Source organism: Streptomyces sp. ST2-7A (assembly GCF_021390475.1).
GTDB lineage: Bacteria > Actinomycetota > Actinomycetes > Streptomycetales > Streptomycetaceae > Streptomyces.
In genome coordinates this window covers 267636-288842 of the sequence record NZ_JAJUWS010000001.1, presented here as the reverse complement: position 1 = coordinate 288842, position 21207 = coordinate 267636, and the positions used below count along the sequence as shown (strand labels likewise).

Annotated in this window: 22 protein-coding genes and 1 tRNA gene; 3 read left to right on the top strand and 20 right to left on the bottom strand. The window is 72.7% G+C overall.

The features are described from left to right. Nucleotides 1-87: 87 nt before the first annotated feature. On the top strand, nucleotides 88-486 hold the full coding sequence (locus LZF96_RS01300; RefSeq protein ID WP_233864958.1) for a YccF domain-containing protein: 399 nt from the start codon (nucleotides 88-90) through the stop codon (nucleotides 484-486). A gap of 253 nt (nucleotides 487-739) precedes the next feature. Here the strand turns inward: LZF96_RS01300 and LZF96_RS01295 are convergent, their stop codons facing one another. The 4 genes from LZF96_RS01295 to LZF96_RS01280 form a co-directional block, all read right to left on the bottom strand. Continuing rightward, complete coding sequence (locus LZF96_RS01295) at nucleotides 740-967, bottom strand: hypothetical protein (protein WP_233864768.1); 228 nt, start codon at nucleotides 965-967, stop codon at nucleotides 740-742. Between the two features lie 198 nt (nucleotides 968-1165). Then, complete coding sequence (locus LZF96_RS26850) at nucleotides 1166-2506, bottom strand: VWA domain-containing protein (RefSeq protein ID WP_308294121.1); 1341 nt, start codon at nucleotides 2504-2506, stop codon at nucleotides 1166-1168. A gap of 157 nt (nucleotides 2507-2663) precedes the next feature. Beyond that, nucleotides 2664-4979: an excinuclease ABC subunit UvrA gene (locus tag LZF96_RS01285; protein WP_233864766.1), complete on the bottom strand. Its 2316-nt coding sequence runs from the start codon at nucleotides 4977-4979 to the stop codon at nucleotides 2664-2666. Nucleotides 4980-5113: 134 nt separating this feature from the next. Then, nucleotides 5114-6169: an NAD(P)/FAD-dependent oxidoreductase gene (locus tag LZF96_RS01280; protein ID WP_233864764.1), complete on the bottom strand. Its 1056-nt coding sequence runs from the start codon at nucleotides 6167-6169 to the stop codon at nucleotides 5114-5116. Between the two features lie 151 nt (nucleotides 6170-6320). On the opposite strand from LZF96_RS01280, the gene LZF96_RS01275 reads away from it, so the two are divergent. Continuing rightward, a complete protein-coding gene (locus LZF96_RS01275; protein WP_233864762.1) occupies nucleotides 6321-7739 on the top strand; it encodes an MFS transporter in 1419 nt (472 codons plus the stop codon). Between the two features lie 165 nt (nucleotides 7740-7904). Here the strand turns inward: LZF96_RS01275 and LZF96_RS01270 are convergent, their stop codons facing one another. Next, entirely contained in the window at nucleotides 7905-8393 is a 489-nt protein-coding gene (locus tag LZF96_RS01270) for a YajQ family cyclic di-GMP-binding protein (RefSeq protein ID WP_233864761.1), read from the bottom strand. Between the two features lie 170 nt (nucleotides 8394-8563). On the opposite strand from LZF96_RS01270, the gene LZF96_RS01265 reads away from it, so the two are divergent. Next, nucleotides 8564-8645, top strand: a tRNA-Tyr gene (locus LZF96_RS01265). A gap of 124 nt (nucleotides 8646-8769) precedes the next feature. Here the strand turns inward: LZF96_RS01265 and LZF96_RS01260 are convergent. The 15 genes from LZF96_RS01260 to LZF96_RS01190 all read right to left on the bottom strand — a co-directional run bounded on the left by LZF96_RS01260 (nucleotide 8770) and on the right by LZF96_RS01190 (nucleotide 20805). Beyond that, on the bottom strand, nucleotides 8770-10170 hold the full coding sequence (locus tag LZF96_RS01260; protein ID WP_233864759.1) for a tyrosine-type recombinase/integrase: 1401 nt from the start codon (nucleotides 10168-10170) through the stop codon (nucleotides 8770-8772). Between the two features lie 62 nt (nucleotides 10171-10232). Then, entirely contained in the window at nucleotides 10233-10424 is a 192-nt protein-coding gene (locus LZF96_RS01255) for a helix-turn-helix domain-containing protein (protein WP_233864757.1), read from the bottom strand. A 115-nt stretch (nucleotides 10425-10539) separates the two neighbouring features. Then, the gene (locus LZF96_RS01250) at nucleotides 10540-11763 is read right to left on the bottom strand and encodes a DUF3631 domain-containing protein (RefSeq protein WP_233864755.1); all 1224 of its coding nucleotides are present in this window, start codon (nucleotides 11761-11763) and stop codon (nucleotides 10540-10542) included. Then, nucleotides 11760-11951: a hypothetical protein gene (locus LZF96_RS01245; RefSeq protein ID WP_233864753.1), complete on the bottom strand. Its 192-nt coding sequence runs from the start codon at nucleotides 11949-11951 to the stop codon at nucleotides 11760-11762. The genes LZF96_RS01250 and LZF96_RS01245 overlap by 4 nt, the downstream gene beginning before the upstream one ends. 164 nt (nucleotides 11952-12115) lie before the next feature. Then, nucleotides 12116-13030 (bottom strand): bifunctional DNA primase/polymerase, encoded by a 915-nt coding sequence (locus LZF96_RS01240; protein WP_233864751.1) that lies wholly within the window; start codon nucleotides 13028-13030, stop codon nucleotides 12116-12118. A 94-nt stretch (nucleotides 13031-13124) separates the two neighbouring features. Further along, the gene (locus LZF96_RS01235; RefSeq protein WP_233864749.1) at nucleotides 13125-13292 is read right to left on the bottom strand and encodes a hypothetical protein; all 168 of its coding nucleotides are present in this window, start codon (nucleotides 13290-13292) and stop codon (nucleotides 13125-13127) included. Nucleotides 13293-13312: 20 nt separating this feature from the next. After that, nucleotides 13313-13519 carry a hypothetical protein gene (locus LZF96_RS01230; RefSeq protein WP_233864747.1) on the bottom strand — a complete coding sequence of 69 codons (207 nt, stop codon included), beginning with the start codon at nucleotides 13517-13519 and terminating at the stop codon, nucleotides 13313-13315. 170 nt (nucleotides 13520-13689) lie between these two features. Further along, nucleotides 13690-15930, bottom strand: a complete 2241-nt coding sequence (locus tag LZF96_RS01225; protein WP_233864744.1) for a hypothetical protein — start codon at nucleotides 15928-15930, stop codon at nucleotides 13690-13692. A 100-nt stretch (nucleotides 15931-16030) separates the two neighbouring features. Further along, nucleotides 16031-17716: a hypothetical protein gene (locus LZF96_RS01220; RefSeq protein ID WP_233864742.1), complete on the bottom strand. Its 1686-nt coding sequence runs from the start codon at nucleotides 17714-17716 to the stop codon at nucleotides 16031-16033. Then, nucleotides 17713-18192 carry an RNase adapter RapZ gene (locus LZF96_RS01215; protein WP_233864740.1) on the bottom strand — a complete coding sequence of 160 codons (480 nt, stop codon included), beginning with the start codon at nucleotides 18190-18192 and terminating at the stop codon, nucleotides 17713-17715. The genes LZF96_RS01220 and LZF96_RS01215 overlap by 4 nt, the downstream gene beginning before the upstream one ends. An 87-nt stretch (nucleotides 18193-18279) precedes the next feature. Next, entirely contained in the window at nucleotides 18280-19380 is a 1101-nt protein-coding gene (locus LZF96_RS01210) for a DUF2637 domain-containing protein (RefSeq protein WP_233864738.1), read from the bottom strand. Continuing rightward, the gene (locus LZF96_RS01205) at nucleotides 19373-19927 is read right to left on the bottom strand and encodes a hypothetical protein (RefSeq protein ID WP_233864736.1); all 555 of its coding nucleotides are present in this window, start codon (nucleotides 19925-19927) and stop codon (nucleotides 19373-19375) included. Before LZF96_RS01205 ends, LZF96_RS01210 begins: the two co-directional genes overlap by 8 nt. Further along, nucleotides 19924-20310 (bottom strand): hypothetical protein, encoded by a 387-nt coding sequence (locus LZF96_RS01200; protein ID WP_233864734.1) that lies wholly within the window; start codon nucleotides 20308-20310, stop codon nucleotides 19924-19926. The genes LZF96_RS01205 and LZF96_RS01200 overlap by 4 nt, the downstream gene beginning before the upstream one ends. Then, nucleotides 20307-20567 carry a hypothetical protein gene (locus tag LZF96_RS01195; RefSeq protein WP_233864732.1) on the bottom strand — a complete coding sequence of 87 codons (261 nt, stop codon included), beginning with the start codon at nucleotides 20565-20567 and terminating at the stop codon, nucleotides 20307-20309. Before LZF96_RS01195 ends, LZF96_RS01200 begins: the two co-directional genes overlap by 4 nt. 91 nt (nucleotides 20568-20658) lie before the next feature. Beyond that, a complete protein-coding gene (locus tag LZF96_RS01190; protein ID WP_233864730.1) occupies nucleotides 20659-20805 on the bottom strand; it encodes a hypothetical protein in 147 nt (48 codons plus the stop codon). Between the last annotated feature and the right edge of the window lie 402 nt (nucleotides 20806-21207).

Sequence of the window (21207 nt, the reverse complement as noted above, 5' to 3'; positions counted from 1 at the left end):
CGGGGAACGTGCCGACGCACGGGGCAGGCGCCGGAGGTCGGCCCGCCCACCGTTCACCCACCCCCTCGGAAGGGAACCCCCACCGTGATCAGGCTCGTGCTCAACATTCTCTGGTTGATCTTCTCGGGGGTGTGGATGGCGCTCGGCTACCTGGTCGCCGGCGTGATCTGCTGCGTCCTGATCGTCACCATCCCGTGGGGGATCGCCTGCTTCCGGCTGGCCGTCTACGCGCTGTGGCCCTTCGGGTACACCGCCCGGCAGCGATCGGACGCCGGGGTGGCCTCCGGCGTCGGCAACATCATCTGGCTGATCGTGGCCGGTATCTGGATCACCATCGGCCACGTGGTGGCGGCGGTCGGCTTCTTCGTGACGATCATCGGCATCCCGTTCGGGATCGCGCACCTGAAGATGATCCCGATCTCGCTGATGCCGCTGGGACGGGAGATCGTCCCCACGGACGGGGTCATGGCGGTCGGTGCCCGCTGACCCGCCCGCCGACCGACGCGGCCGGTGGACGTGCCGGGTCGTCGCGGAACCGCCTTCGGCGGCGCCCCGGGCCGGTTGGGCGGAGGGCGGCACGAACCGAGCCCCGGTGTCCTCACGATCGAGGTCGATCGTCGGTCGGGCCTCCAACCGGGCGGGGCGGGATCGACGCGGCCCTCCGCGAAGGCGTTCCACGAGGCGTGATGGCTCGGGCCCGGTGGCCCTCCGCCCCGGCCGCCGGGGGCCTGCCCGCCGCTCACGCCACGGCGTGGAGGTCCCGGTCCTCGACACGTATGTACCAGCCGTCGCACCCCAGCAGGCGGTCGATGTCCTCCACCGCGTGCCAGACGGACAGCTCCTCGGTGGTGAGGCTGTAGGTGAAGGCGCGGGCGCGCAACTCCTCGTAGCCCATGCCGATGTCGGCGAGCAGCCGCCGGCGGCGCTCCATCAGCGCCCGGGGCGTCGTGCGGATCATCGTCGACATGACGGGCCTCCCACTTCCTCGCGACCCCGGGGTCCCCGGCGCCTCCGATCTTCCCGACACCTCCATTTCAGCACCCACCACCGACAATTCCGGTGATCCGGGAACGGCGCGCGAACCGGACACGCGACGCGCCCGGGACCGCCGGCGGGAGCCGGCCGTCCCGGGCGCGTCGGGGCCCGAGCGGGATGGGGCGGGGTGTCAGCGGATGACGCCGGCCTCGCGGGCGGCGGTCAGCCACTCCGGGAACTCCGCCATCAGCTGCTTGTACAGCCGGTTGTCGGTCATCGCCATCGGGTCGTCCCCGGCGTGGAAGAAGCCGGCGTTGTCCACCACCCGCGTCCTGGGCACCGCCAGGGTGTCCAGCTTGCGCAGGAAGTCGAACTGGTTGCTGTCCGCGCTGCCGCCGAAGCCCACGAACTGCCAGAACAGCGGGAGCTTCGCCGCCGCGCACAGTGCCTGCTTGGCGGCCGTGCGGGAGGTCGGGGCGCCGTCGGTCTGGAAGATCACGAACGCCGGGTCGGTCGCGCCGGACTCGGTGTAGTGGTCGACCACCGCCTGCATCGCCAGGTGGTAGTTGGTGCGCCCCATGTGACCGCAGGCGTTGTGCAGCTCCTCGATCCGACCCTTGTGGTTGTCGAGGGAGATCTCCGCGACACCGTCCACATCGGTGGAGAAGAAGACCACCGGCACGACGCCGTCGTCGTCGAGGTTGGCGGAGAGCGCCAGGGCCTGCTCCGCGAGGTGCTGCACCGTGCCGTCCTTGTAGTACGGACGCATCGAGCCCGAACGATCCAGTACCAGGTAGACGGCGGCCCGCCGACCGGCCAGGCCCGCCTTCTCCAGGGAGACGCCGGCCGACTTGTACATCTTGACCAGACCGGGACCGCCGGCGGCCTTCACCTTCTCCAGGGAGATGGCCGCGCCGGGCTCCTCCGTCGTCGTGCCGGCGGACGCCGGGGTGACGACCGGCTCGGCGACCGGCTCGGCGACCGGCTCGGGCTCGGGCTCGGGCTCGGTGACGGGCTCGGGGTCGGTGGTCGGGGCCGGGGCGGTCTGCTCGACGGGGGCGATGGGCGCGGCGGGTTCGGTCTCCGGCATCACCTCCACCACCGGCTCGCGCTCGGCGACCGGCTCGGAAACGGGTTCGACGGTGGACTCGGGCTCCGCGACCGGCTCGGTGACGGGCTCGGTGACGGGCTCGGGGTCGGTGGTCGGGGCCGGGGCGGTCTGCTCGACGGGGGCGATGGGCGCGGCGGGTTCGGTCTCCGGCATCACCTCCACCACCGGTTCGGGCCCCACCACCGCTTCCGGTGTGTCCCGCCTCGGCTCGGGCACCGTCACCGGCTCGGCCGTGACCGCCGTCGAAGCGGCGCTCTCCGTCGGCTCGACGGCGGTCGCCGTGGCGAGACCGCCCCCGGCGTCGATCGGGTCCGTCGACGACGCGGCCTCTGCCCCGGTCGTCTCGGCCCGGTTGCCGGCCGCCGCCTCGGCCGCCGCGGCCTTCGCCGCCCGCCGCCTGCGGAAGAAACCGAACACCATGGCCCCCTCACTTTCTGCCGGGGACGCGCTGCGCTCCTCCGGCCCTCGGGCGGGTGTGCGATCGCCGCCCCCGGAATGGATGCGGGCCAGTCTTCCCCACGATTTCCCACCGGGGCAATCCGCGTCCCCATTCGTTACCCGCCGACCCCCATCCGGCTCAGTGGTTCCGCGCCTCCACGTACTCGCGCAGGTGACGGGCGGTGTGTCCGCCACCCCCGGCGATCAACTTCGCCGGGGTGCCGGTGAACACGATCTCGCCGCCGTCGTGTCCGCCCTCCGGACCGAGGTCGACGATCCGATCGGCCCGGGCCATCACGGCCGGGTGGTGCTCGATCACCACCACCGTGTTGCCGTCGTCCACGAGACGGTCCAGCAACCCCAACAGCCGGTCCACGTCGGCCGGATGGAGGCCGGTGGTGGGCTCGTCCAGGATGTACAGCGCGGACTTCTCGGCCATGTGCACGGCCAGCTTCACCCGCTGGCGCTCACCACCGGAAAGGGTGTTGAGGGGTTGGCCCAAACGCAGGTACCCCAGGCCCACGTCGGCCAGCCGGTCCAGGATCAGCCGCGCCTGACCCTTCTCGAAGAACTCCCGGGCCTCGGCGATCGACATCTCCAACACCTCGGCGATGTTCTTCCCCCGCAGGGTGTGCGCCAGCACCTCGGGCGTGAACCGTTTGCCCTCGCACTGCTCGCAGACCGTTGAGACCCCGGCCGTCATCGCCAGGTCCGTCCAGATCAGCCCGATGCCCTTGCACTGCGGGCAGGCGCCCTCGGAGTTGGCGCTGAACAGTGCCGCCCGCACGCCGTTGGCCTTGGCGAAGGCGGTGCGGATCGGGCTCAACAGGCCGGTGTAGGTCGCGGGGTTGCTGCGCCGCGAGCCCCGGATGGGGGATTGGTCGGCGACCACGACCCCGTCCCGCTTCGCCAGATAGCCGTGGATCAGGGAACTCTTCCCCGAGCCCGCGACACCGGTGACCACGGTGAGCACACCCAGCGGGATGTCCACCGAGACGTTCTTCAGGTTGTGCAGGTCGGCGTCGGTGATGGAGACGTGCCCCAGCGGCTCGCGCACGGGTTCGCGCAGCGGCGCGCGGTGGTCCAGGTGCCGGCCGGTGAGGGTGTCCGAGGAGCGCAGCCCGGCCACGTCCCCGGTGTACCGGATCTCCCCGCCCTCCGTGCCGGCGCCGGGACCGAGGTCGACCACATGGTCGGCGATCGCGATGACATCGGGCTTGTGCTCGACCACCAGCACCGTGTTGCCCTTGTCCCGCAGACGCAGCAGCAGGTCGTTCATCCGCCGGATGTCGTGCGGGTGCAGGCCGGCGGTCGGCTCGTCGAAGATGTAGGTGACATCGGTCAGGCTGGATCCCAGATGGCGGACCATCTTCACCCGTTGGGCCTCGCCACCGGACAGGCTCGCGGAGGTGCGGTCCAGGCTCAGGTACCCCAGGCCGATCTCGACCAGCGACTCCAACACCTGTCGCAGCCCGGCGATCAGCGGCGCCACCGACGGTTCGTCGATGGACCGGACGAACTCGGCGAGGTCGGTGATCTGCATCGCCGAGCACCGCGCGATGTTCACCCCCCGGATCGTGGAGGACAGGGCGGCGGCGTTCAACCGGGCACCGTCGCAGTCCGGACAGGTGGTGAAGACCACGGCCCGGTCCACGAAGGCCCTGATGTGGGACTGCATCGACTCGCGGTCCTTGGACAGGTACGACCGCCGGATCCTGGTGACCAGGCCCTCGTAGGTCATGGAGTTGGAGCCGACCTTTACCTTCACCGCCGGCTTGTGCAGGAACGCCTCCCACTCCTCGGGGGTGAAGTCCCGCACCGGCTTCGCCGGGTCGAAGAACCCCGAGGCGACCATGATCTGCCAGTACCAGGTGTCCACCGCGAAGCCGGGGACGGTGATGGCGCCGTCGTTGACGGACAGGTCGCGGTCGACGATCGCGTCCACGTCGACGGTGGACACCCGGCCCAGCCCCTCACAGCCCGGACACATGCCCTCCGGGAGGTTGAAGCTGAACGCCCCGGAGGTCCCGACGTGCGGGGTGCCCAGCCGGCTGAAGACGATCCGCAGCATGGCGTGGGCGTCGGTGACCGTGCCGACGGTGGAGCGGGAGTTGGTGCCCATCCGCTCCTGGTCCACGACGATCGCGGCGCTGAGGTTGCGCAGTTCGTCCACGTCCGGGCGGGACGGGGTGGCCATGAAGGACTGCAGGAACGCCGTGTAGGTCTCGTTGATCATTCGCTGCGACTCGGCGGCGATGGTCCCGAAGACGAGGGAGGACTTCCCGGAGCCGGAGACGCCGGTGAAGACGGTCAGGCGGCGCTTGGGGATGTCGAGCGAGATGTCGCGGAGGTTGTTCTCACGGGCACCGCGTACCCGGATGACGTCATGGGTGTCGGCGGGGTGCGGCGCGGTGGCATCGGATACCGGAGCGGACTCGTGCGGTGCGGCGGACATGCCTGTCTCCTCGGAGCCGGGTCGGGGAAGGGGGTGATGCTATCCGCCGTCACCGACAATCCACAGTCGGTTTCCCCAGGGGGCGGGTGACCTCGGGGTTCCCCAGCCGACACCCTTTTCGCGCGGCGGGCCGCTCACCCGCGCCGCAGGAACCGTTCCAGGGCCCGGGCGACGTGACGGGCGTCGCGCCCCACACCCCGCAGCGTGTTGGAGGACAGGGACCGCTGCCACTCCAGGCCGAGGTGGGCCAGGCCCGGCCGGACGGTGGAGAGGCCACCCCGGTGACGGGGCGCGCCCCGTCCGTCGAGGACACCCAGCGGGGCGAGATAACCGAGGTCGGGACGGTAGCCGGTGGCCAGGAGGATCGTGTCCACCTCCTCGACGGTGCCGCCCGGCCAGGTGACCCGGGTCCCCTCCACGGCGGTGAACACCGGCCGCGCGTCCACCCCGCCGGCCCGCAGCGCGGCCCGGTACCGCCCGTCGTCGATGACGGGCTGCCGGGGCGGGGTGCGCAGCAGGCGGCCGACGGGGGCGGAGTCCAGACCGGTGACGGTCAACCAGTGGTGGAGGTCCCGACCCAGCGGGCGTTGCGGGGTCCAACGGATCCGTCCCCGGCCGGCGAGGGTGACCCGGGCGACGCCGGCGAGTTCGGCCGCGATCTGCACGGCCGAGTTGCCGAGGCCGAGGATCACCACGCGCCGTCCGGCGAACGGGGAGGGTTCCCGGTACTCCGCCGCGTGCAGGAGGGTGCCGGTGAAGGGACCGGGGCCGGGGAGTGCGGGGCGGTGGGGGTTGCCGAACGAACCGGAGGCGGTGACGACGGCCCGGGCCGTCAACCGTCCGCCCTCGGCGGTGATCACCTCGAAGCCGCCGCCCCGGGAGCGGATTTCCCGCACCCGGGTGCGGAGGCGGATGCCGGCGTCCAGGAGTTCGGCGCCGCGCAGCAGGTGGGCGACGACCTCGTCGCGGCCGGGGTACCGGTCGGGGTTCCCGTCGAAGGGCAGCTCGGCGGGGGCGCTGTGGCGGGCGGGGGAGAAGAGGGTCAGGCCGTCGTGGTAGCGGGGCCAGGAGCCCGCCGGGCGGTCGGACGCCTCCAGCACCACCGGCGTGAGCCCCCGGGCGCGCAACGCCCGGGCCGCCGCCTGCCCGGACTGCCCGCCACCCACCACGGCGATCTCGATGTGCTCCATCGGTTTCCTTTGATTAGGTGTCTGTCTATGTTGATGTGCATCGAATCAGCTGTCATGATGATCCGCAATACTTCGACGGACATCGATAAGCCCAGCGGGATCCGGTCGGGAAACGGACCGGCCGGAACGCGGGGCAGGACGGACGGACCCCGTGACCGCACCGCACACCGGGCGGCCCGCCCCGGTCGCCCGGGCCGAACCGGCCCTCCCCGCCACCACCCCGACCGCGCACGGGGCCCCGACCGCGCCCGCCGTCGTCCCGGGTGCCGGAGCCGCGGCCGGGGCCGCCGTCCCGGCCCGCACCCCGCCGCGCGGCGTCCTGCCCGCCCTGTGCGCGACCCAGATCGCCGGCTGGGGCGTCCTCCACTACGCCTTCCCGGTGCTCCTCCCGCACATCACCGCCGACACCGGTTGGTCACCGGCCGCCACGACCGGGGCGTTCTCGGCCGGTCTGCTCGTCTCCGCCGCGGTGGGCGTGCCCGTCGGCCGGATCATCGACCGGCGCGGGCCCCGGGCCGTGATGACCACCGGCTCGGTACTCGGCACGGCCTCCGTGGTGCTCCTCGCCCTCGCCCCGAACCTCCGGGTCTTCGCCGCCGCCTGGCTGCTCGCGGGCATCGCCATGGCGGCCACCTTCTACCAGCCCGCCTTCGCCGCCCTCACCCGCTGGTGGGGGCCGGCACGGGTGCGCGCCCTCACCGTCCTCACCCTCGCCGGCGGACTGGCCTCGACGCTCTTCGCCCCGCTCACCGCAGTGCTCGCAGAAGGCCACGACTGGCGCGTCGCCTACCTGGTGCTCGCCGCGATCCTGGCCCTCGTCACCATCCCGGCGCACGCCCTCGCCCTGCGCGCCCCCTGGCCACCCGTCGAGCACGCGGACGGTTCGGCCCCGGCGTCCCCCGCGCGGGTGCTCCGCAGTCGCCCCTTCCTCATGCTCGCGGCGGCCTTCACCCTGAAGGGCTTCACCGTCTTCGCCGTGGTGATCACCCTCGTGCCCCTCCTCGTGGAACGCGGCGCGTCCGCGACCCTCGCGGCGTGGGCGCTGGGCCTGAGCGGGATCGGCCAGGTGCTGGGCCGACTCCTGTACGCGCCACTGGCCCGCCGGCTGCGGGTCGGGCCCCGAACGGTTCTGCTGCTGGGGCTCGGAGCGGCCGGCACCCTCGCCCTCGGGGTGGTCCCCGGACCCCTCCCGCTGCTGGTGGCACTCGCCGTGCTGGTGGGGGTCATCCGGGGCAACCACACCCTTCTACAGGCCACCGCCATCGCCGACCGCTGGGGAACCGCCCACTACGGCCGGCAATCGGCCGTCCTCGCCGCCCCGGTCACCGTGGCCGCCGCACTCGCACCGGTGGCGGCCACCGCCCTGGCGGGAGCGGTGGGCGGGTACGCCCACCTCCACCTGATCCTCGCCGCCGTCGCCGGGGTCGCGACCCTCCTCGCCCTCGGCGGCACACCGGGCGCGGCGTGCCGCCGAGGGCGAGGAGGGCGAAAGGGGGCCGGCTCGGCCGGGGTGATGCCCAACCCGACCGCCGGGCGCGGTGGCGGAGCCGGGGAGACGAACGCGCGGTGACGGGCGCGGGGCGACGAACGCGGGGCGACGCCGGGAAAACGGGTCCCGAAAAGCCCAACGGGGGCCGTGGAGTACCCACGTGCCCCCGTGGCGAATCGCCGCTCGGATCGCCGATCGGGCCTGTTGGCCCGTCGGCGTGCCGGTCGATGCGACCGGCCGACCGGCTCAGCGGTAGTTGACGAACTGGACCGCGAAGTCGAAGTCCTTCTCGCGGACCAACCGCTGGACCTCCTGCAGGGCGTCCCGGCTCTTGGCGCTGACCCGCAGTTCGTCGCCCTGCACCTGGGCCTTGACGCCCTTGGGTCCCTCGTCGCGGATCAGCTTGGCGACCTTCTTCGCGTCCTCGGTGGAGATGCCCTCCTTGACCGTGCAGAAGAGCTTGTACTCCTTGCCCGAGGCCTGCGGCTCGCCCGCCTCCAGGGCCTTGAGGGAGATGCCGCGCTTGATCAGCTTCGACTGGAAGATGTCCAGTACGGCCTTGGTGCGCTCCTCGGCGTTGGCCCGGATCTCGACCTTCTCGCCGGACCAGTCGATGGAGGCACCGACACCCTTGAAGTCGTAGCGCTGCGCGATCTCCTTGGCGGCCTGGTTCAGGGCGTTGTCCACTTCCTGCCGATCGACCTTCGAGACGATGTCGAAACTGGAGTCGGCCATGGTCTGGCTCCTCGTGCGTGACTCGGGGGAACGGATATCCGGGCGCCCAGCCTAGTGCGACGCCCCGGTGATCATCCCGAGGCGAACCGAGTGGCGGACCACCCCCGCCCATCGGGTATGGTTTACCCCGTCGCCGAGGCGCCCCAGCGCGCCGCAGGATGACATCCCGAGGCGGTGTGCCCGAGTGGCCAAAGGGAGCAGACTGTAAATCTGCCGGCTCAGCCTTCCCAGGTTCGAATCCTGGCGCCGCCACCGGAACGAAGAACCCCCTCCGACCTTGCGAAACCGCAGGTCGGAGGGGGTTTCATCGTGTTCGGGTACCGACGGACGACCGCGCGGGGTGTCTCACCCCGTACCGCCCGTATCCCGGCTTGGATCAGTCCGTCTTCCCCAGGTGTTCCCCGGATCCGAACCACTCGCCCAGCGCGCTCTCGATCTGAGTGTTGGCGCGCTCCCGGGTGTGCGACACCACCTTCGCGTAGACCCGGAGCAGTACCGCGATCGAGTGACCGGCACGACGCGCGCACTCGGCGGGATCGACTCCGGAGCTGAGCCAGAACGACACCCCGGCATGGCGTAGGTCATACGGGCGCCGGGCGAGCATCGAGGCCGCCTCCGCCTCGGAGAGCACGGCGGCGCGGGCCGCCGCCCAGACCTCTCCGTAGCCGGTCTCCTGCAACGGACCGTTTCGGTTCGTCCGGAACAGTCGACCGTCGGGCGCGGTGCCGTACGTCGTGAGGTGACGCCGTAGCAGGGCGACGAAGTGCGGAGGGATGGGAACCGGCCGCGAGTCCTTCTCCGCCCGGGCCTTCAGTTGCCGGGTCTCGTGAGCCCTCCCGTCATTCGTCCAGGCCCGGCCCGCGCGCACGGTCCCCTGCCTCAGGGTCAACGTCCCCCACCCTCTCTCCGGCAGGTGGCACTGGTCCGCTCGCAACGCCGTCGCCTCCGCCGGCCGCATCGCCGCGAAGTACAGACACCCGAAGAACGCTTCGAGGTGGGCGCCCCGCGCTCCTTGCTCGCGAACGCCGCGCAGCAACTCCCGGACCTGCCGCGGGTTCGCCACGCTTCCGGGGTCCACCTCCTCGACCGACTTGGGCGCGGACCACTTGACGGTCCTCAGGGGATTGATGGCCGATGAGAAGTACTGCTCTTCGACAGCGAGCCCCAGTACCTCACTGAGACAGGCACGCTTGCGCTGAGCCGTCTTCGGGGCCGCCGGGGTCCCGTCCAACTTCAGGGCGAGCGCGTCCAGGGCGAGCCGCACGTTCCTCGCGTCCTCCAGCGCGGAAACGGGCAGGGAGTGTGTGGCGATCCAGCGCAGTGCCTCGGCCACTTCGCCCGGCGGTTCCTGCTCCCAGCGCAGGAGGTTGTACGCCCAGCCGTACAGGGCACGACGCAACACCTTCGGTTCCGGACGCCCAACCGTGGTGGTGACGAGTGCGGGAGTGATGGTGGCCAGGGCATCTGCGTAGTTCTTGCGGGACTTGGCCGGAGCCGCGGGCCATTTGCGCTCGATGTAGAACCGCGTGTGCTCGTACCAGGTGATTGCTCCCCGGAGCGCCCGGACCTCGGAGGCCGGCAGACCGGTCTCGGTGTCGAACTGTTCTCCCCGCCGAACCGCCGACATCAGCTCGGACCTGCGGCCATCGGCCTGGGCCCGCAGGGCGTAGCTCTTGGAGTACTTGCGTTCACCGACGAACCAGTGCAGACGGAACGCCTTGCGTCGGTCCTTCCGTGTTTCGATCGCGTAGATCCTCACGTCGTACGTGAGCGGCATCAGGTCTCCTCATGGATGAGGGGCCCGTCGGTACGGACGGGCCCCTCGGTGGTGCGGTGTGGTCAGGCGGCTGCGGTCTGTTCGTGGCTTTCCAACCACTGCTCCAGGTCGTGCCGGCGACAGCGGAGCTGACCGTTGGGGAGCTTGATGAGCTTGGGGGCCTTCCCTCGAGCCCTCATGCGGTAGAAGGCGGCGCGGCTCATGCCGATTTCGGCGAGCACATCCGGGAGCTTGAGCATCTCGGTGCGGGCCACGGTGGGGCACTCCTTCGGCCGGAGAAGTCGGTTACATCGGTTGTTTCGGTTACACCGCAGGTGGGAGGGGGTTTCCGGCGTAACCGGAGGGTGGATGTAACCGATACGGCTCGGATTACGGGGCATCGACTGTGACCGGTGCGTATCGGTTACCGGCCCCGGGTCCGGTTACCTCGTCACCGCAGGTGGGGAGCGGTGTGGGGGTGGTTGTAACCGGTGTTACCGATGTTTCGGGGGGTGGGGGGCAGTAGCGGTTCCAGGCGTCGGTGAGGTCATCGCGGTGGTAGCCCTTGACGACCTGGCCGCCGATGCGCAGCGGGCGCGGCGCGATGGGCTTCCCCGCGGCGGTCACGTACTCGCGCAGCATCTTCGACAGGGCCCGCGGGGTGAGAGCCCGGCCGTCGAGGTCGCCCCAGGGGGCCTCTTCCATCGCGTTGAGCAGGTGAAGGATCTCGACGCTGGAGACGGCCGTCTCCCCGGGGAAGATGACGTCCCGCAGATCGGTGAGTAGCCGCACGCCCAGGGAGGCCCGGTCGTCGTCCGCCACGGCGTTGACCAGCTCGACGCACGCGGCCCGGGCGCGTTCGGGCCAGGCGCCCCCGGCCGCGTCCGCGACGGCGAGCAGCGGCTCCCACACATCGGCGGGGCGGTCGGTGATGCCCTCGGGCATCTCGGGGAACACCCCGTCGACCCGCTCACGGACCTGATCGGCCCAGAGCGCGAGCCGATCACGCAGCGCGTGACCCTGCGGTTCGTGGATGCGGTGACGGTAGGGCTCCACGCGCTCGTTGCGGGCCCGGCGCCGCATCCGGATGACGATGGAGCGGGCCATGATGGTGTCCGGCAGGCCACCGAGCCCGGCCAGCGCCACCGCGGAGTACGCCGGGAAGGCCACCACGGTTTGGGTGTTGCCGTCGCCCACGCACCGGTAGGAGACCCCGGAGCGGCGGTGCCCGGCGTTGAGCAGCCCCCGCAGGTCCTCGTTGTCCTTGGCCGTCTTCGGCCCGAAGACGGTGTCGATCTCGTCGAAGAGGACGACCGGCCGTCCGGCGGTGTCGGCCACGGCCCGGAACAGGGCGGCGGGGGAGGCGTTCACCGCGTGCATGGGACGGCGAACCAGAGTGCTGCACACCTCCAGGGCCCGGGTCTTCCCCGACCCCGGTTCGGGGGAGAGGAACGCCAGGCGGGGGGTGGAGTCGAAGCAGTCGAGGAGGTGGGTGTGGGCGTCCCACAGGGCCACTGCGACGTAGGCGGCCTCGGTGGGGAAGGCGTTGAAGCGGCGGTGGAAGGCTTCCACCTCGTCCAGCAGGGTCGCGCCGTCGATCGGTTCGGTGCTCATGCGGCCGACCTCCTCTCGTTCGTCGTGGTGGTGCGCAGCGGGCAGAACTCCCGGTGCGTCCGGTGGGTGTCGATCAGGACGAGCACCCGGGCCCGGCCGACCGCGCGGGCCCGGTGCCCGCACTCGCACCAGCTGCTCGCGGTCGGGGTGGTGCCGCGTCCGGGGGCGACGATGTGCAGCCACGCCACGGGGAACCGTCCGGTGGGCGGGTGCGGGTTCGAGCCTTCTTCGGGCGCCCTTCGGGCGACGACCTGTCGGCCGCCCACCGGCACCGGGGGCCGATGCTCTCGGGCGTGGTCGGGCCGCTCGGTGGGTGCGGAGGGGCTGTTAAGGGAGCGGGGGGCGGGGACGGTCATGCGGCCCGCCCGGGGGTGTTGTGGGTGATCGACCAGTTCAGCGCGCTGGTGATCACCGGGGTGCACTCGCTCTCGCGCAGTCCCGCCGCCATCCCCGCTGCCTTAAGAGCCTCCTCGACCACCGATCGGGTCAGCTCGCCGGTGGCGACCAGCCGACCCAATGCCCGGGCGGCCCGCAGCAACGCCCGGTTACGGGTGCCTTCCGGGGCGGCGGCCACGCCGGTGGTCTCGTTGCGCAGCGCGGCGGCCACGTACGCCGCCCGCCGACCACTTCCCGGCCCGGGGAGGGCCACCGGCACGGCCGGGGCCCAGGAGGACGTGCGGGGGGTGTTCAGAGCCTCGTGCAGCCATCGGGGCAGTGGAGCGACCGGGGCGGGGTCGATGACCTCGTAGGCGCCGGTGGGCAGGGCGCTGCCGGGCGCCACCACGTAGCCCCCGTGGGCGCGGGTGTCGATCCCGGGCCCCAGGCGTCGGGCGGTGTTGCCCAACCGGGCTCCCTCGGGGGCGGTGAAGTACAGGTGCTCCCCACCATTCGCGGTCCGGATGCGGCGGGTGGCCGGGACGGGCTGTCCGGCGCGCTCGCAGAGCGCCCGAAAGGTCGTCACGCCGCAAGGCGTGTCCGATCCGTTCTTCGGCCGGTCCAGGTCGATGACGACCAGTCCGGCCGGGCCGGTGGCGATGCCGACGTTGAACGGGCGGATCGACCAGGCGGCGCGGATGCGCTCGGGGTCGGTGGTGGCGCGCTGTTCCCACTTCAGGTGCCCGGCCGCACAGGGGCCGGTTGCGGGGCAGCGGTCCTCCCGGTGCAGGGCCGGGCGCTTGGTGCCCGGCCGCAGCGGGAAGACCGGCCAGCCACGTTCGGCCGCCTCCACAGCGGCGCACAGCAGCGCGGAACGGGGGTCATGGGTCATGCTGGAGAGACCTCCTTGGGTCTGTTGGTGACTGGGGAGTGAGGGCGGCCCCGGTTCTTTGGCGAGAGGGGGCCGCCCTCGTGTGTGGTGCGGGTCAGAGAGCGCCGTTGCGGTGGTGGAGGTCGAGGGCTTCGGCGTGGGTGATGACGCCCATCTCGACGTCGGCCTCGATGGCGTCGTACTCGTCCTGGTGGCATTCCTCGCAGGCGCCGCAGCCGTAGGGGGTGCCGTCGATGAACTCGGGCTCGCAGATCTCGGTCATGGGTGGTTTCTCTTTCCGGGTCAGCGGGTGGGTCGGTGGGTGTCGGGCAGCAGCTCGGTGACGGTGCCGCCCATGGCCGCGAGGCGTCGTTCGATGGCGGCCCAGGAGTCGGGGTCGATGCTCATGAGGGCGGCGACGGCGGCGGCCTGGTCGCCGTTGCGGTGGGCGGTCAGGGCGTCGCGGAGTTCTCCGGCGGCCATGAGGCTGATGCGTTCGGAAGCGGGCACGGGGGGCTCCTGCTTGTCGCGTGTCTTGTCGTCCTGCTTGTCGTGCGCCTTGTCGCCTGTCTTGTCTTGTCGCTTGTCGCGTGCCTGGTCACAGGCGGTTTCCGGGGGTGTACGGGGCCTGTGGGGGTGGGTCGCGGGGGAGGGGTGACAGGCGACAAGGTGCGGGTGGGTCAGGGTTCTTCGGGGGTGTGGACGCGGTGGACGTAGCGCGTCTTGGTGCCGCTTCCGACCCGTACGGCGGTGCCGTCCTCGGCCCATTCCTTGAGCCAGCCGACGATGGTCTGTCGGCTGGTGCCGAACCGCGGCTTCAACTCCCGTTCCATGGCGGAGGCGCCGGTGCCCCGGGGGCCGGCGGCGTGCAGGAGGTCCAAGGCGGCCCGGCGCGCGTCGGGCTCGGGGGAGGGCCCGGTCTCCTCGTTCCGCTCCCGCTTGTAGGAGAGGTTCAGCCCGGGGCCGGGTGCGGCCGGTGCGGGCCGGGTGGGTTCGGTGGTGGTGCCGAATTCCCGGTCGATCTGTTCCATCAGCCGGGCCGCCATGGCGTCCGCGTCGATGTTCTCGGCCGGGGCCTCACGGCGCTTGTAGGACAGGTTCAACCCCGGCACCCCGGGCCGCCCGGCGTCCGGCCGGGCGCCTGGCGGGGCCGGTGCGGTGGCCGGGCGGTCGGGACCGGAGGTGTTCCACAGCCATCCGGCGCGCGCCTCCGACCAACGCTCGGAGTAGGCGGCCCCGGCCGCTTCGGCGGACACCCGGTCGAGGGCGGGCCGGGTGTGGTTGGTGGCCAGGATGACGGCGCGGACCATGGCCGGGCCGGTCTTCCAGCCCTTGAAGGGAGTGGGGGCGAAGCCCTCGGCCCCGGCGTCACCGATGACCCCGGCCCCCTTGGCGGTGAGCTGGGCGGTGTCGATGCGGGTGCGGGGGAAGAGCTTGCCGAGGTTGTTGCCCACCGATTCGCCGGAGGTCAGCGCGACGCCGACGGGGGAGAACTTGCGGACCTGGGTGTCGCCGATCGCGGAGACGTTGCCGTCCACTGCGGTCAGCACGCACCGCGCCCCCATGGCGCGGGTGGTGCGCATGACCTGCCGCAGCTTGTCCCCGACCGCCTTGCGGGCGGGGTCCTTGTGAGTGGCGGTCAGGGCCTCGGCACCCTCGTCCACGATCAGCATGATCTGCGGGAGGTCGGGGCCGATGGGCAGCAACGTGGTGTCGTGCTCGGCCATCAACCGTTGGTACGCCTGTTGGCGGGCGGCGTTGACCGCCAGCAGCGCGTCCAGCATCAGCACGGCCTCGGCCGGAGTGGAGGCCAGCCAGTCGATGCCCGGTCGGGTGCCCTTCGGGGCCGGCTCGGTGCCCGGCAGCGGATCGACGCGGCCTTCTGCTTCGAGCCAGGGGCGGGTCCAAGGGATGCCGACCGCTCCGGCCTTCAGGTCGATGACCCAGGTCAGTACGTCGACGCAGCGGTCGAATCCGGCGATCACGGCGTCCATGAAGGTGGACTTCCCCGAGCCGGGCGGACCCAGGATCAACGCGCACGCCTCGCGCAGGAACACCTCGATCGGCTCGCCGGTGGGCCGCACGCCCCACGGGATCCCGGTGAGGATCGACAGGGGGGTGTGGTCGCGGGGGTAGTCGATGGTCTCGCGCATGACGTTGCGGGTCGCCACGTCCAGCACGACGCGGCCTTGCAGGTCGCCCTCCTCGACGCCGACGGTGCAGCCCAGGGGAAGGCGGGCGTCGGTGGCCAGGGCGCGGGCGGAACGGGCGATCTGGTCCCAGGTCGCGCCGCCGCCGGGCAGCTCGGCCGCGATGGAGTACCCGGCGCCCGAAGCCCAGTGCTCGACGGCGAAGACCCGCACCGGGATGCGGCACACCCGGGAGATGCGCTCCTCCCACTCGGTGGCGATGGACCGGCGTTCGGCGGACAGTTCGGCGGCGGCCCGGCGGGCGTCGGCGGTCAGCCGCTCGGCCTCGGCGGCCTCCTCGAAGACGGCAGCGTTGGAGGCCGCGGCGGCCACCCCGACCCCGAGCACGGTCAGGGACCCGGCCGCCGCCCAGGACAGCGGGCCGGTGGCCATCGCCCAGGCGGTCCAGCCCCCGGCCAGCAGCCAGGACGCGGTGCGGGTGGCCAGGGTGCGGGCGGTCAGTCGCCGGAACAGCGAGTGCCCGATGCCGTGGCCGATTGCCCCGGCCGCGCCGACGGCCAGCGGCAGCACCGGCGGGGCGCCGACGGCCGCCCCCAGCAGGGCGGCGGCCCCGGCCCCGGTGGTCACCGACAACGCCCCGGAGACCGGGCCATGCGGCGCGGCCCAGTCGATCGGCGGTGCCTGCGGGGAGCGGCGGCCACCGCCACGGCGCTTCTTGTCGGTGGGCTCGTCGGGAAGGTTGGTCAGGTTGAGTCGGTGGTGCTCGCTCATCACGGCTCCAGAACCGGGGAAAGAGGGCGGGAGGAAACGGGCGAGGGGCGGTTCCGAAGGCTTCGGAACCGCCCCTCACCCGTGGGTGGGTGGCGTTTGGTCAGGGCTGGTTGTTGGTGGTGTCCCACTTGTGCTCGGCGTTGTTGCGGGGGTCCTCGTGGCGACGGATGTCCTGCTCGTGGACAGTGCGGAAGGTGGTGGCAACCTCCCCGGCCGCGCTGACCGCGAGCATCAGGTGGGTGTAGACCTCCGTCAGCGCCTCCCCGACCTCCTTCTCCAGGGGGAACTCGGAGTCGGCGCGCTCGGCGAGGATCTGGAAGGTGTTGGCCACCGACTGCAAGGCGGTGGGCATGGCCTCACAGGTCGCCAGGACGTGCATCATCCCGTCGGGCTCGTACGCCTGGGCGGCGCTCTCCATGGCGCTCGCCGACTCGTCGAACAGGAACCCCGGCCCGCTGTTCTCGGTGCTCTCCGACACGTCTGCTCCCTTGATCGAGGTGGTGTGGTGACGCGGGGCGCGCGGCACCCGGTCGGCGATCTCTTCGGCGTTCGGACCGGTGCTCGCGCGGGACTCGTTCACGGCCCGCTCGCGCACCGCGAGGGCACGTTGCAGGTGGGCGTCATGGGCACCGGTGGTCAGCCGCCGGTACAGACGGCGTCCCGGGTACTGCAACCAGACCCAGCCCAGACGACGGCCCAGCGGCGTTGTGACCAGGCCCAGCACCCCGAAGGGCAGGGCCAGACCAGCGGCGGCCAGGGTGCGGGCCCGGTAGCGCAGCCAGGAAGCCACCAGCCGCTTGCGCATCCGGCGTCGGGCCGCCGCACAGCGCACCAGCTGCCGGGCGGCGGCCACCCGCGCGTCGGCGCGACGGTCCCGACGCTCGCGCCCGGACAACCGCGCCGCCTGCAACGCCCGGGCCGCCCTGCCCGCCGCGCCGCCGTGGTGGACGGCCTTGCCCAGCCGCACCGAGCGGGCCCGGTGCCGGGCGGCCTTGAGCGCCCGGCGGTCATCGGCCACCCGACGGCGCTGCGCGGCGAGCTGCTGCCGGGCACCGGCCCGGTCGACTCCGGCCCGCTCCCGCCGCAACCGCCGCACCTGCGACAACGGCCCCGATGCCGCGCGGTGCCCACCGCCACCGGACCGGGAGCCACCACCCCCGGCACGGGCGGTCGAGCCGGGGGAGACCGAGGGACCGCGCCGGGAGGCCGGCACCGACACACCGGCCGCTCCCGACCGCCCGCCGCGTCCGCCGCCGGGCCGCACGGCCCGGCCGGATGCGGCCGGGGACGCGGCCCCGAGCGTGCTGCGGGAACCGTCGCCCCGGCCGCCCCGCAGGGAACCGCGGGCACGGCCCGCTCCGGCCCGACCGCCACCGGAGGACCCGGAGCCTCGGGACCCGGAGCGCAGCCGATTCGAGGTGGCGCCCGGCGCCCGATGCCCCGCGCCTCCCCGGCCGCCACCGAGACGATCGGCACCGGCCTTGTTGGTGCGGCCCCGGCGAGTCCGGCGGACCAGGGCGGCACCCCCGGCGGTCGCCAACGCCCCGGCGGCGGACGCTGCCACCAGGCCCGGCCCCACCGCCAACACCGCCGCCGACAGGCCGCCGATCACGGTGTTCGCGGCGTTGACCGCCACCGGCACCGCTGGAAGGCCTCCGGGGGTGTGCCGCACCCCCGGCTTCGCGGCAGCGGCCGGACTGGTGGTGTCGGATGTCGTGGTGGAGGTCTCGGGTGCCGGAGCTGTTTCCGGCGGGGCCTGGGGGACTTCTGTCGCGCTCTTGGTCATGACCGGCCCTCCTTCGGAATGGGAGCGGGGTGGTGGAGGTGGCGGTGTTCGACCAGGCAGCCGATCCCATAAGCGCGCAGGTGGGCGGCGATCTCATCGGCCAGGGCGACGGAGCGGCGGTGTCCGTGGTCGCCAACCACGTGCACATCGACCCGCATCACCTCGTTGCCGGCCCAGGTGGGGAGGGCGGCCAGTAGCAGTCGGGCCTTCTCGGCGGTGTGGCGCGCCAGGCGCCGGGCGCCGGGGGTGCTCATCACCTGGCGGCGGACCGTGGCGTTGCGGCCGGTGGTATCGGGGCCCCACCGGTCCACCGGCAGGGAAACCACCGGGCGGGGGAGGGTGCGGGCGTCGGCGAGCAGGGCGGAGCCGGTGGGCGCGTCGTGGTGGTCCGCGCCGTAGGAGGTGATGATCGAGCGCACGTGCCCGTCGTGGTAGAGGCCGGCCAGGTCATCGGGAATGTGGTCGTCGTCGTGCACGTCGTTCTCCCGGTTCAAAGGGGTCTGGATGGGAAGGGGCCGGTGCCCGGCCGCCGGGAAGGGGCGGCCGGGCACCGGGGGTGGGTGTCAGGCGGGGACGGCTTCACGGAGTTCGCCGTAGCGGGCGGTGACCCAGCCGACCGACCAGCCGCACAGGTCGGCGGCCTGTCGGATCGACAAGCCCGCTTGGTGGGCGTCGGCCACGGTCTGCCGGGCCACCTCCTCGGGCTGCTTGTCCGTCGCGGGGCCGGCGGCCAGCAGCTCGGCACGGCGCCGCTCGGCAGCCTCGAGGCGCTCGCGCTCCCGGCGGGCGGCCTCGGCCCGCTCGGCCTCCACACGACGCCGCCGCTCCTCGGCCTCGGCCTCTTCCAGACGACGCCGTTCGGCCTCGGCAGCTCTCCGGCGTTCGGCCTCACGGCGCTCGCGCTCGACGCGTTCGGCCTCCGCGCGGCGGGCGGCCTCCCGCTCGGCTTGCTCGCGCTGTTCACGCTCGACCCGCAGCCGTTCGCGTTCGGCGCTGTCCTGTTCACGGATGCGCTGCTCGTGTTCAAGCCGCAGCCGCTCGCGTTCACGTTCGGCTGCAGCCTGTTCACGGGCCAGCGCGGCGGCGTGCTCGCGCTCCTCACGGGCCAGCCGCGCGGCGTGCTCGCGCTCCTCACGCTCTTTGCGTTCGGCCCGGTCGCGGGCGGCTTCGTGTTCGGCGCGCTCACGCTGTTCACGCTCGGCCCGGGCCTGTTCACGGGCCGCCTTCTGCGCCGTCTCCTCGGCGCGTTTGGCGGCGACGGCGGCGGCCAGGGCGCGGCGATAGGCCAACCCGGCCTCGGAGGCGACGATCAGCAGCAGCGGCGCCACCGAGTGCACCGCCACCCCCACCCAGTCACCTTTCAAAGCGGAGGCGCCGGTGTTCAGGGCCAGGGTCATCAGACCGGTCATCCAGCGCAGCAGCACCGGCCAACCCCCCGCCCGACCCCCCACCCGCGCCAGCGCGGCATCCAGGCGCACGACGATGACCACGGCCGCGTCGACCACGATGGGCAGCAGCGGAGCGGTCCACTTCCACCCCTCCGGGGTGACCCGGGCGACCAGCGGGGTGACGGTGAGCACCGAGAAGACGACCGCGCCGAAGACGATCAGCCAGGTACCGACCGACAACACCCGCTCGGCCTCCCGCAGGGTGCGCTCATCCATCCCGACCACTCCCCACCGGATCGCCGTGAACACCGGCGGTCGGGCCGTGAACACCGGACGGGGTGTCGTGAACACCGGGGTCGGGGCGCTGAACGGTGATCCGCCGCAGACACCAACCGTTCTCCACAGGGTTCTCGGACAGCGGCTTCCACCCCGTCCAGCCGCCCGGGTCGGCGGGGGCTACGGGGTCGCTCTCGGCTGTCCGCAGGGCGTCCTCCTCGCGGGCGTGAACACTGTGCAGCCGCCCGCGGTGCAGCAACACGATCACCACCACCGGGCCCCGCAGCACCGCCGCCAGTTCCTCGCGTAGCCGGGTGGCCTCGACGCGGGTCCCCTCCAGGGCGGCCCGGACCGAGGCGGCTTCCCGGACTGCGGTGGCGGCGCGTCGCTCGGCCGCCTCGGCCCGCTCGAACGCGGCGGCCAGGTCGGTGTCGGCCCTGGCCGTGATCTCCTCGGCGAGGTTCTCGGCCTTCCGGGCCCGGAACCGGGCCCCGGTCAATCGGCCGTCGTTCTCCCGCAGGCGGCGGGTGGTCACGATCCGGATCACCGCTCCTCCTCGTCCCGGTAGCCGATGTGGGCCAGGTCGTTGTGCGCGTCCGACAGGGCGCGGGCCAGCATGCTGGCCATGGTGGTGGCCTGTTCGGTAGCGGCGTGGAGGTTGTGGACATCAGTGTCCAGGCGGGCCGGGTCCCCGGAGTCGTGCCGCAGCCGCCCGGTGCCGTGCAACGCCTCCAGCAACTCGCCCGCCTGGCGAAGGGTCTGGGGCAGGCGCCCGACCAGGTAGGCCAGGGCGCCGATCACGGAGTAGACGTCCCCCGGCATCTCCCACTCGGCCTCGGCGTCGGGGCGGAAGGTCAGGTGATTGAGCGTGCGGATGGCCTCGGCGGCGGCCCGGGCGGTCCCGGCCGCCGTGGTGGTCGGCTGGTTCATCGCACACCCCCAACCGGGGCCGGGAGGGCGGCCAGCGGGCCGGGGCGGTGGGCGATGGCCTCGGTGATGACCGCGACCACGGCCGGGGCCAGGTCGGGGTCATCGGCCAGGATGTCCAACCCGGCGTCCAGCCGGGCCGCCCGCTCGCTCGCGCTCTCGCCCTCCACGCCCAACCACAGGTCGGGGTCGGTGCCAAGCGAGAGTTCGAGGTAATCGTGGTGGTCGCGCACCTCGTGCCGACCGATGAAGCTCTTCACAACGGGGTCTCTCCTTATCGGACACACCACACGGCGCCCCACCCCGAAACCGGGGTGGGGCGCCACGGGTGGGCTGGATGGTCGGACGGGGTTAGCGGCGGTTGCCCTTGAGCTGGGCGTCGCGGCGGGACTGGGCGTTGCGCTCGGCGACCTTGCGCCGCAACTCCTCGCGCCGCTGCTCCTCGCGCTCCTTGTCGGTCAGCGCGGTGGTGGCGAGTGCGATGATGAAGACGTTCACAGGGGGTCCTTCCAGATCGTTCCTGTGGCGCGCGCCCCCGAAGTAGCCGCTTCGGGGGCGCACCTGGTGGTGACCGATCGTTCGAGCGGTCACGACCGCCCGGCAGGCCCGGAGCCACGGGCGTCGCGGTTCGGAGGGCTGCCGGGGATCGAGTGCGCTCGACGCACTGGGCCTCTCGCCACCGGCTATCCCGGCTTCACGGCGAGGGGCGGGACGCGCGGGGCAGGGGGTGCGGCGCCGGTCCGGCACGCCGCACCCGCCCCGGGTCTTCGTCTGATCACGGGCCTTCCTCTCCTCGTTCGGGCAGGGATCTCGCACTGCAAGGGGGACTCGTGGTCCCCACACTCCGGCCGTTGCTCGCGGTCACCGGGCCACCTCGCCAGTCGGGCCGAAGCCCTGTTC

Coding starts and splice junctions, on each gene's coding strand:
- LZF96_RS01295 (WP_233864768.1), bottom strand. CDS start 967: ATGTCGACGATGATCCGCACGACGCCCCGGGCGCTGATGGAGCGCCGC.
- LZF96_RS26850 (WP_308294121.1), bottom strand. CDS start 2,506: ATGGTGTTCGGTTTCTTCCGCAGGCGGCGGGCGGCGAAGGCCGCGGCG.
- LZF96_RS01285 (WP_233864766.1), bottom strand. CDS start 4,979: ATGTCCGCCGCACCGCACGAGTCCGCTCCGGTATCCGATGCCACCGCG.
- LZF96_RS01280 (WP_233864764.1), bottom strand. CDS start 6,169: ATGGAGCACATCGAGATCGCCGTGGTGGGTGGCGGGCAGTCCGGGCAG.
- LZF96_RS01270 (WP_233864761.1), bottom strand. CDS start 8,393: ATGGCCGACTCCAGTTTCGACATCGTCTCGAAGGTCGATCGGCAGGAA.
- LZF96_RS01260 (WP_233864759.1), bottom strand. CDS start 10,170: ATGCCGCTCACGTACGACGTGAGGATCTACGCGATCGAAACACGGAAG.
- LZF96_RS01250 (WP_233864755.1), bottom strand. CDS start 11,763: ATGAGCACCGAACCGATCGACGGCGCGACCCTGCTGGACGAGGTGGAA.
- LZF96_RS01240 (WP_233864751.1), bottom strand. CDS start 13,030: ATGACCCATGACCCCCGTTCCGCGCTGCTGTGCGCCGCTGTGGAGGCG.
- LZF96_RS01235 (WP_233864749.1), bottom strand. CDS start 13,292: ATGACCGAGATCTGCGAGCCCGAGTTCATCGACGGCACCCCCTACGGC.
- LZF96_RS01225 (WP_233864744.1), bottom strand. CDS start 15,930: ATGAGCGAGCACCACCGACTCAACCTGACCAACCTTCCCGACGAGCCC.
- LZF96_RS01220 (WP_233864742.1), bottom strand. CDS start 17,716: ATGACCAAGAGCGCGACAGAAGTCCCCCAGGCCCCGCCGGAAACAGCT.
- LZF96_RS01210 (WP_233864738.1), bottom strand. CDS start 19,380: ATGGATGAGCGCACCCTGCGGGAGGCCGAGCGGGTGTTGTCGGTCGGT.
- LZF96_RS01200 (WP_233864734.1), bottom strand. CDS start 20,310: ATGAACCAGCCGACCACCACGGCGGCCGGGACCGCCCGGGCCGCCGCC.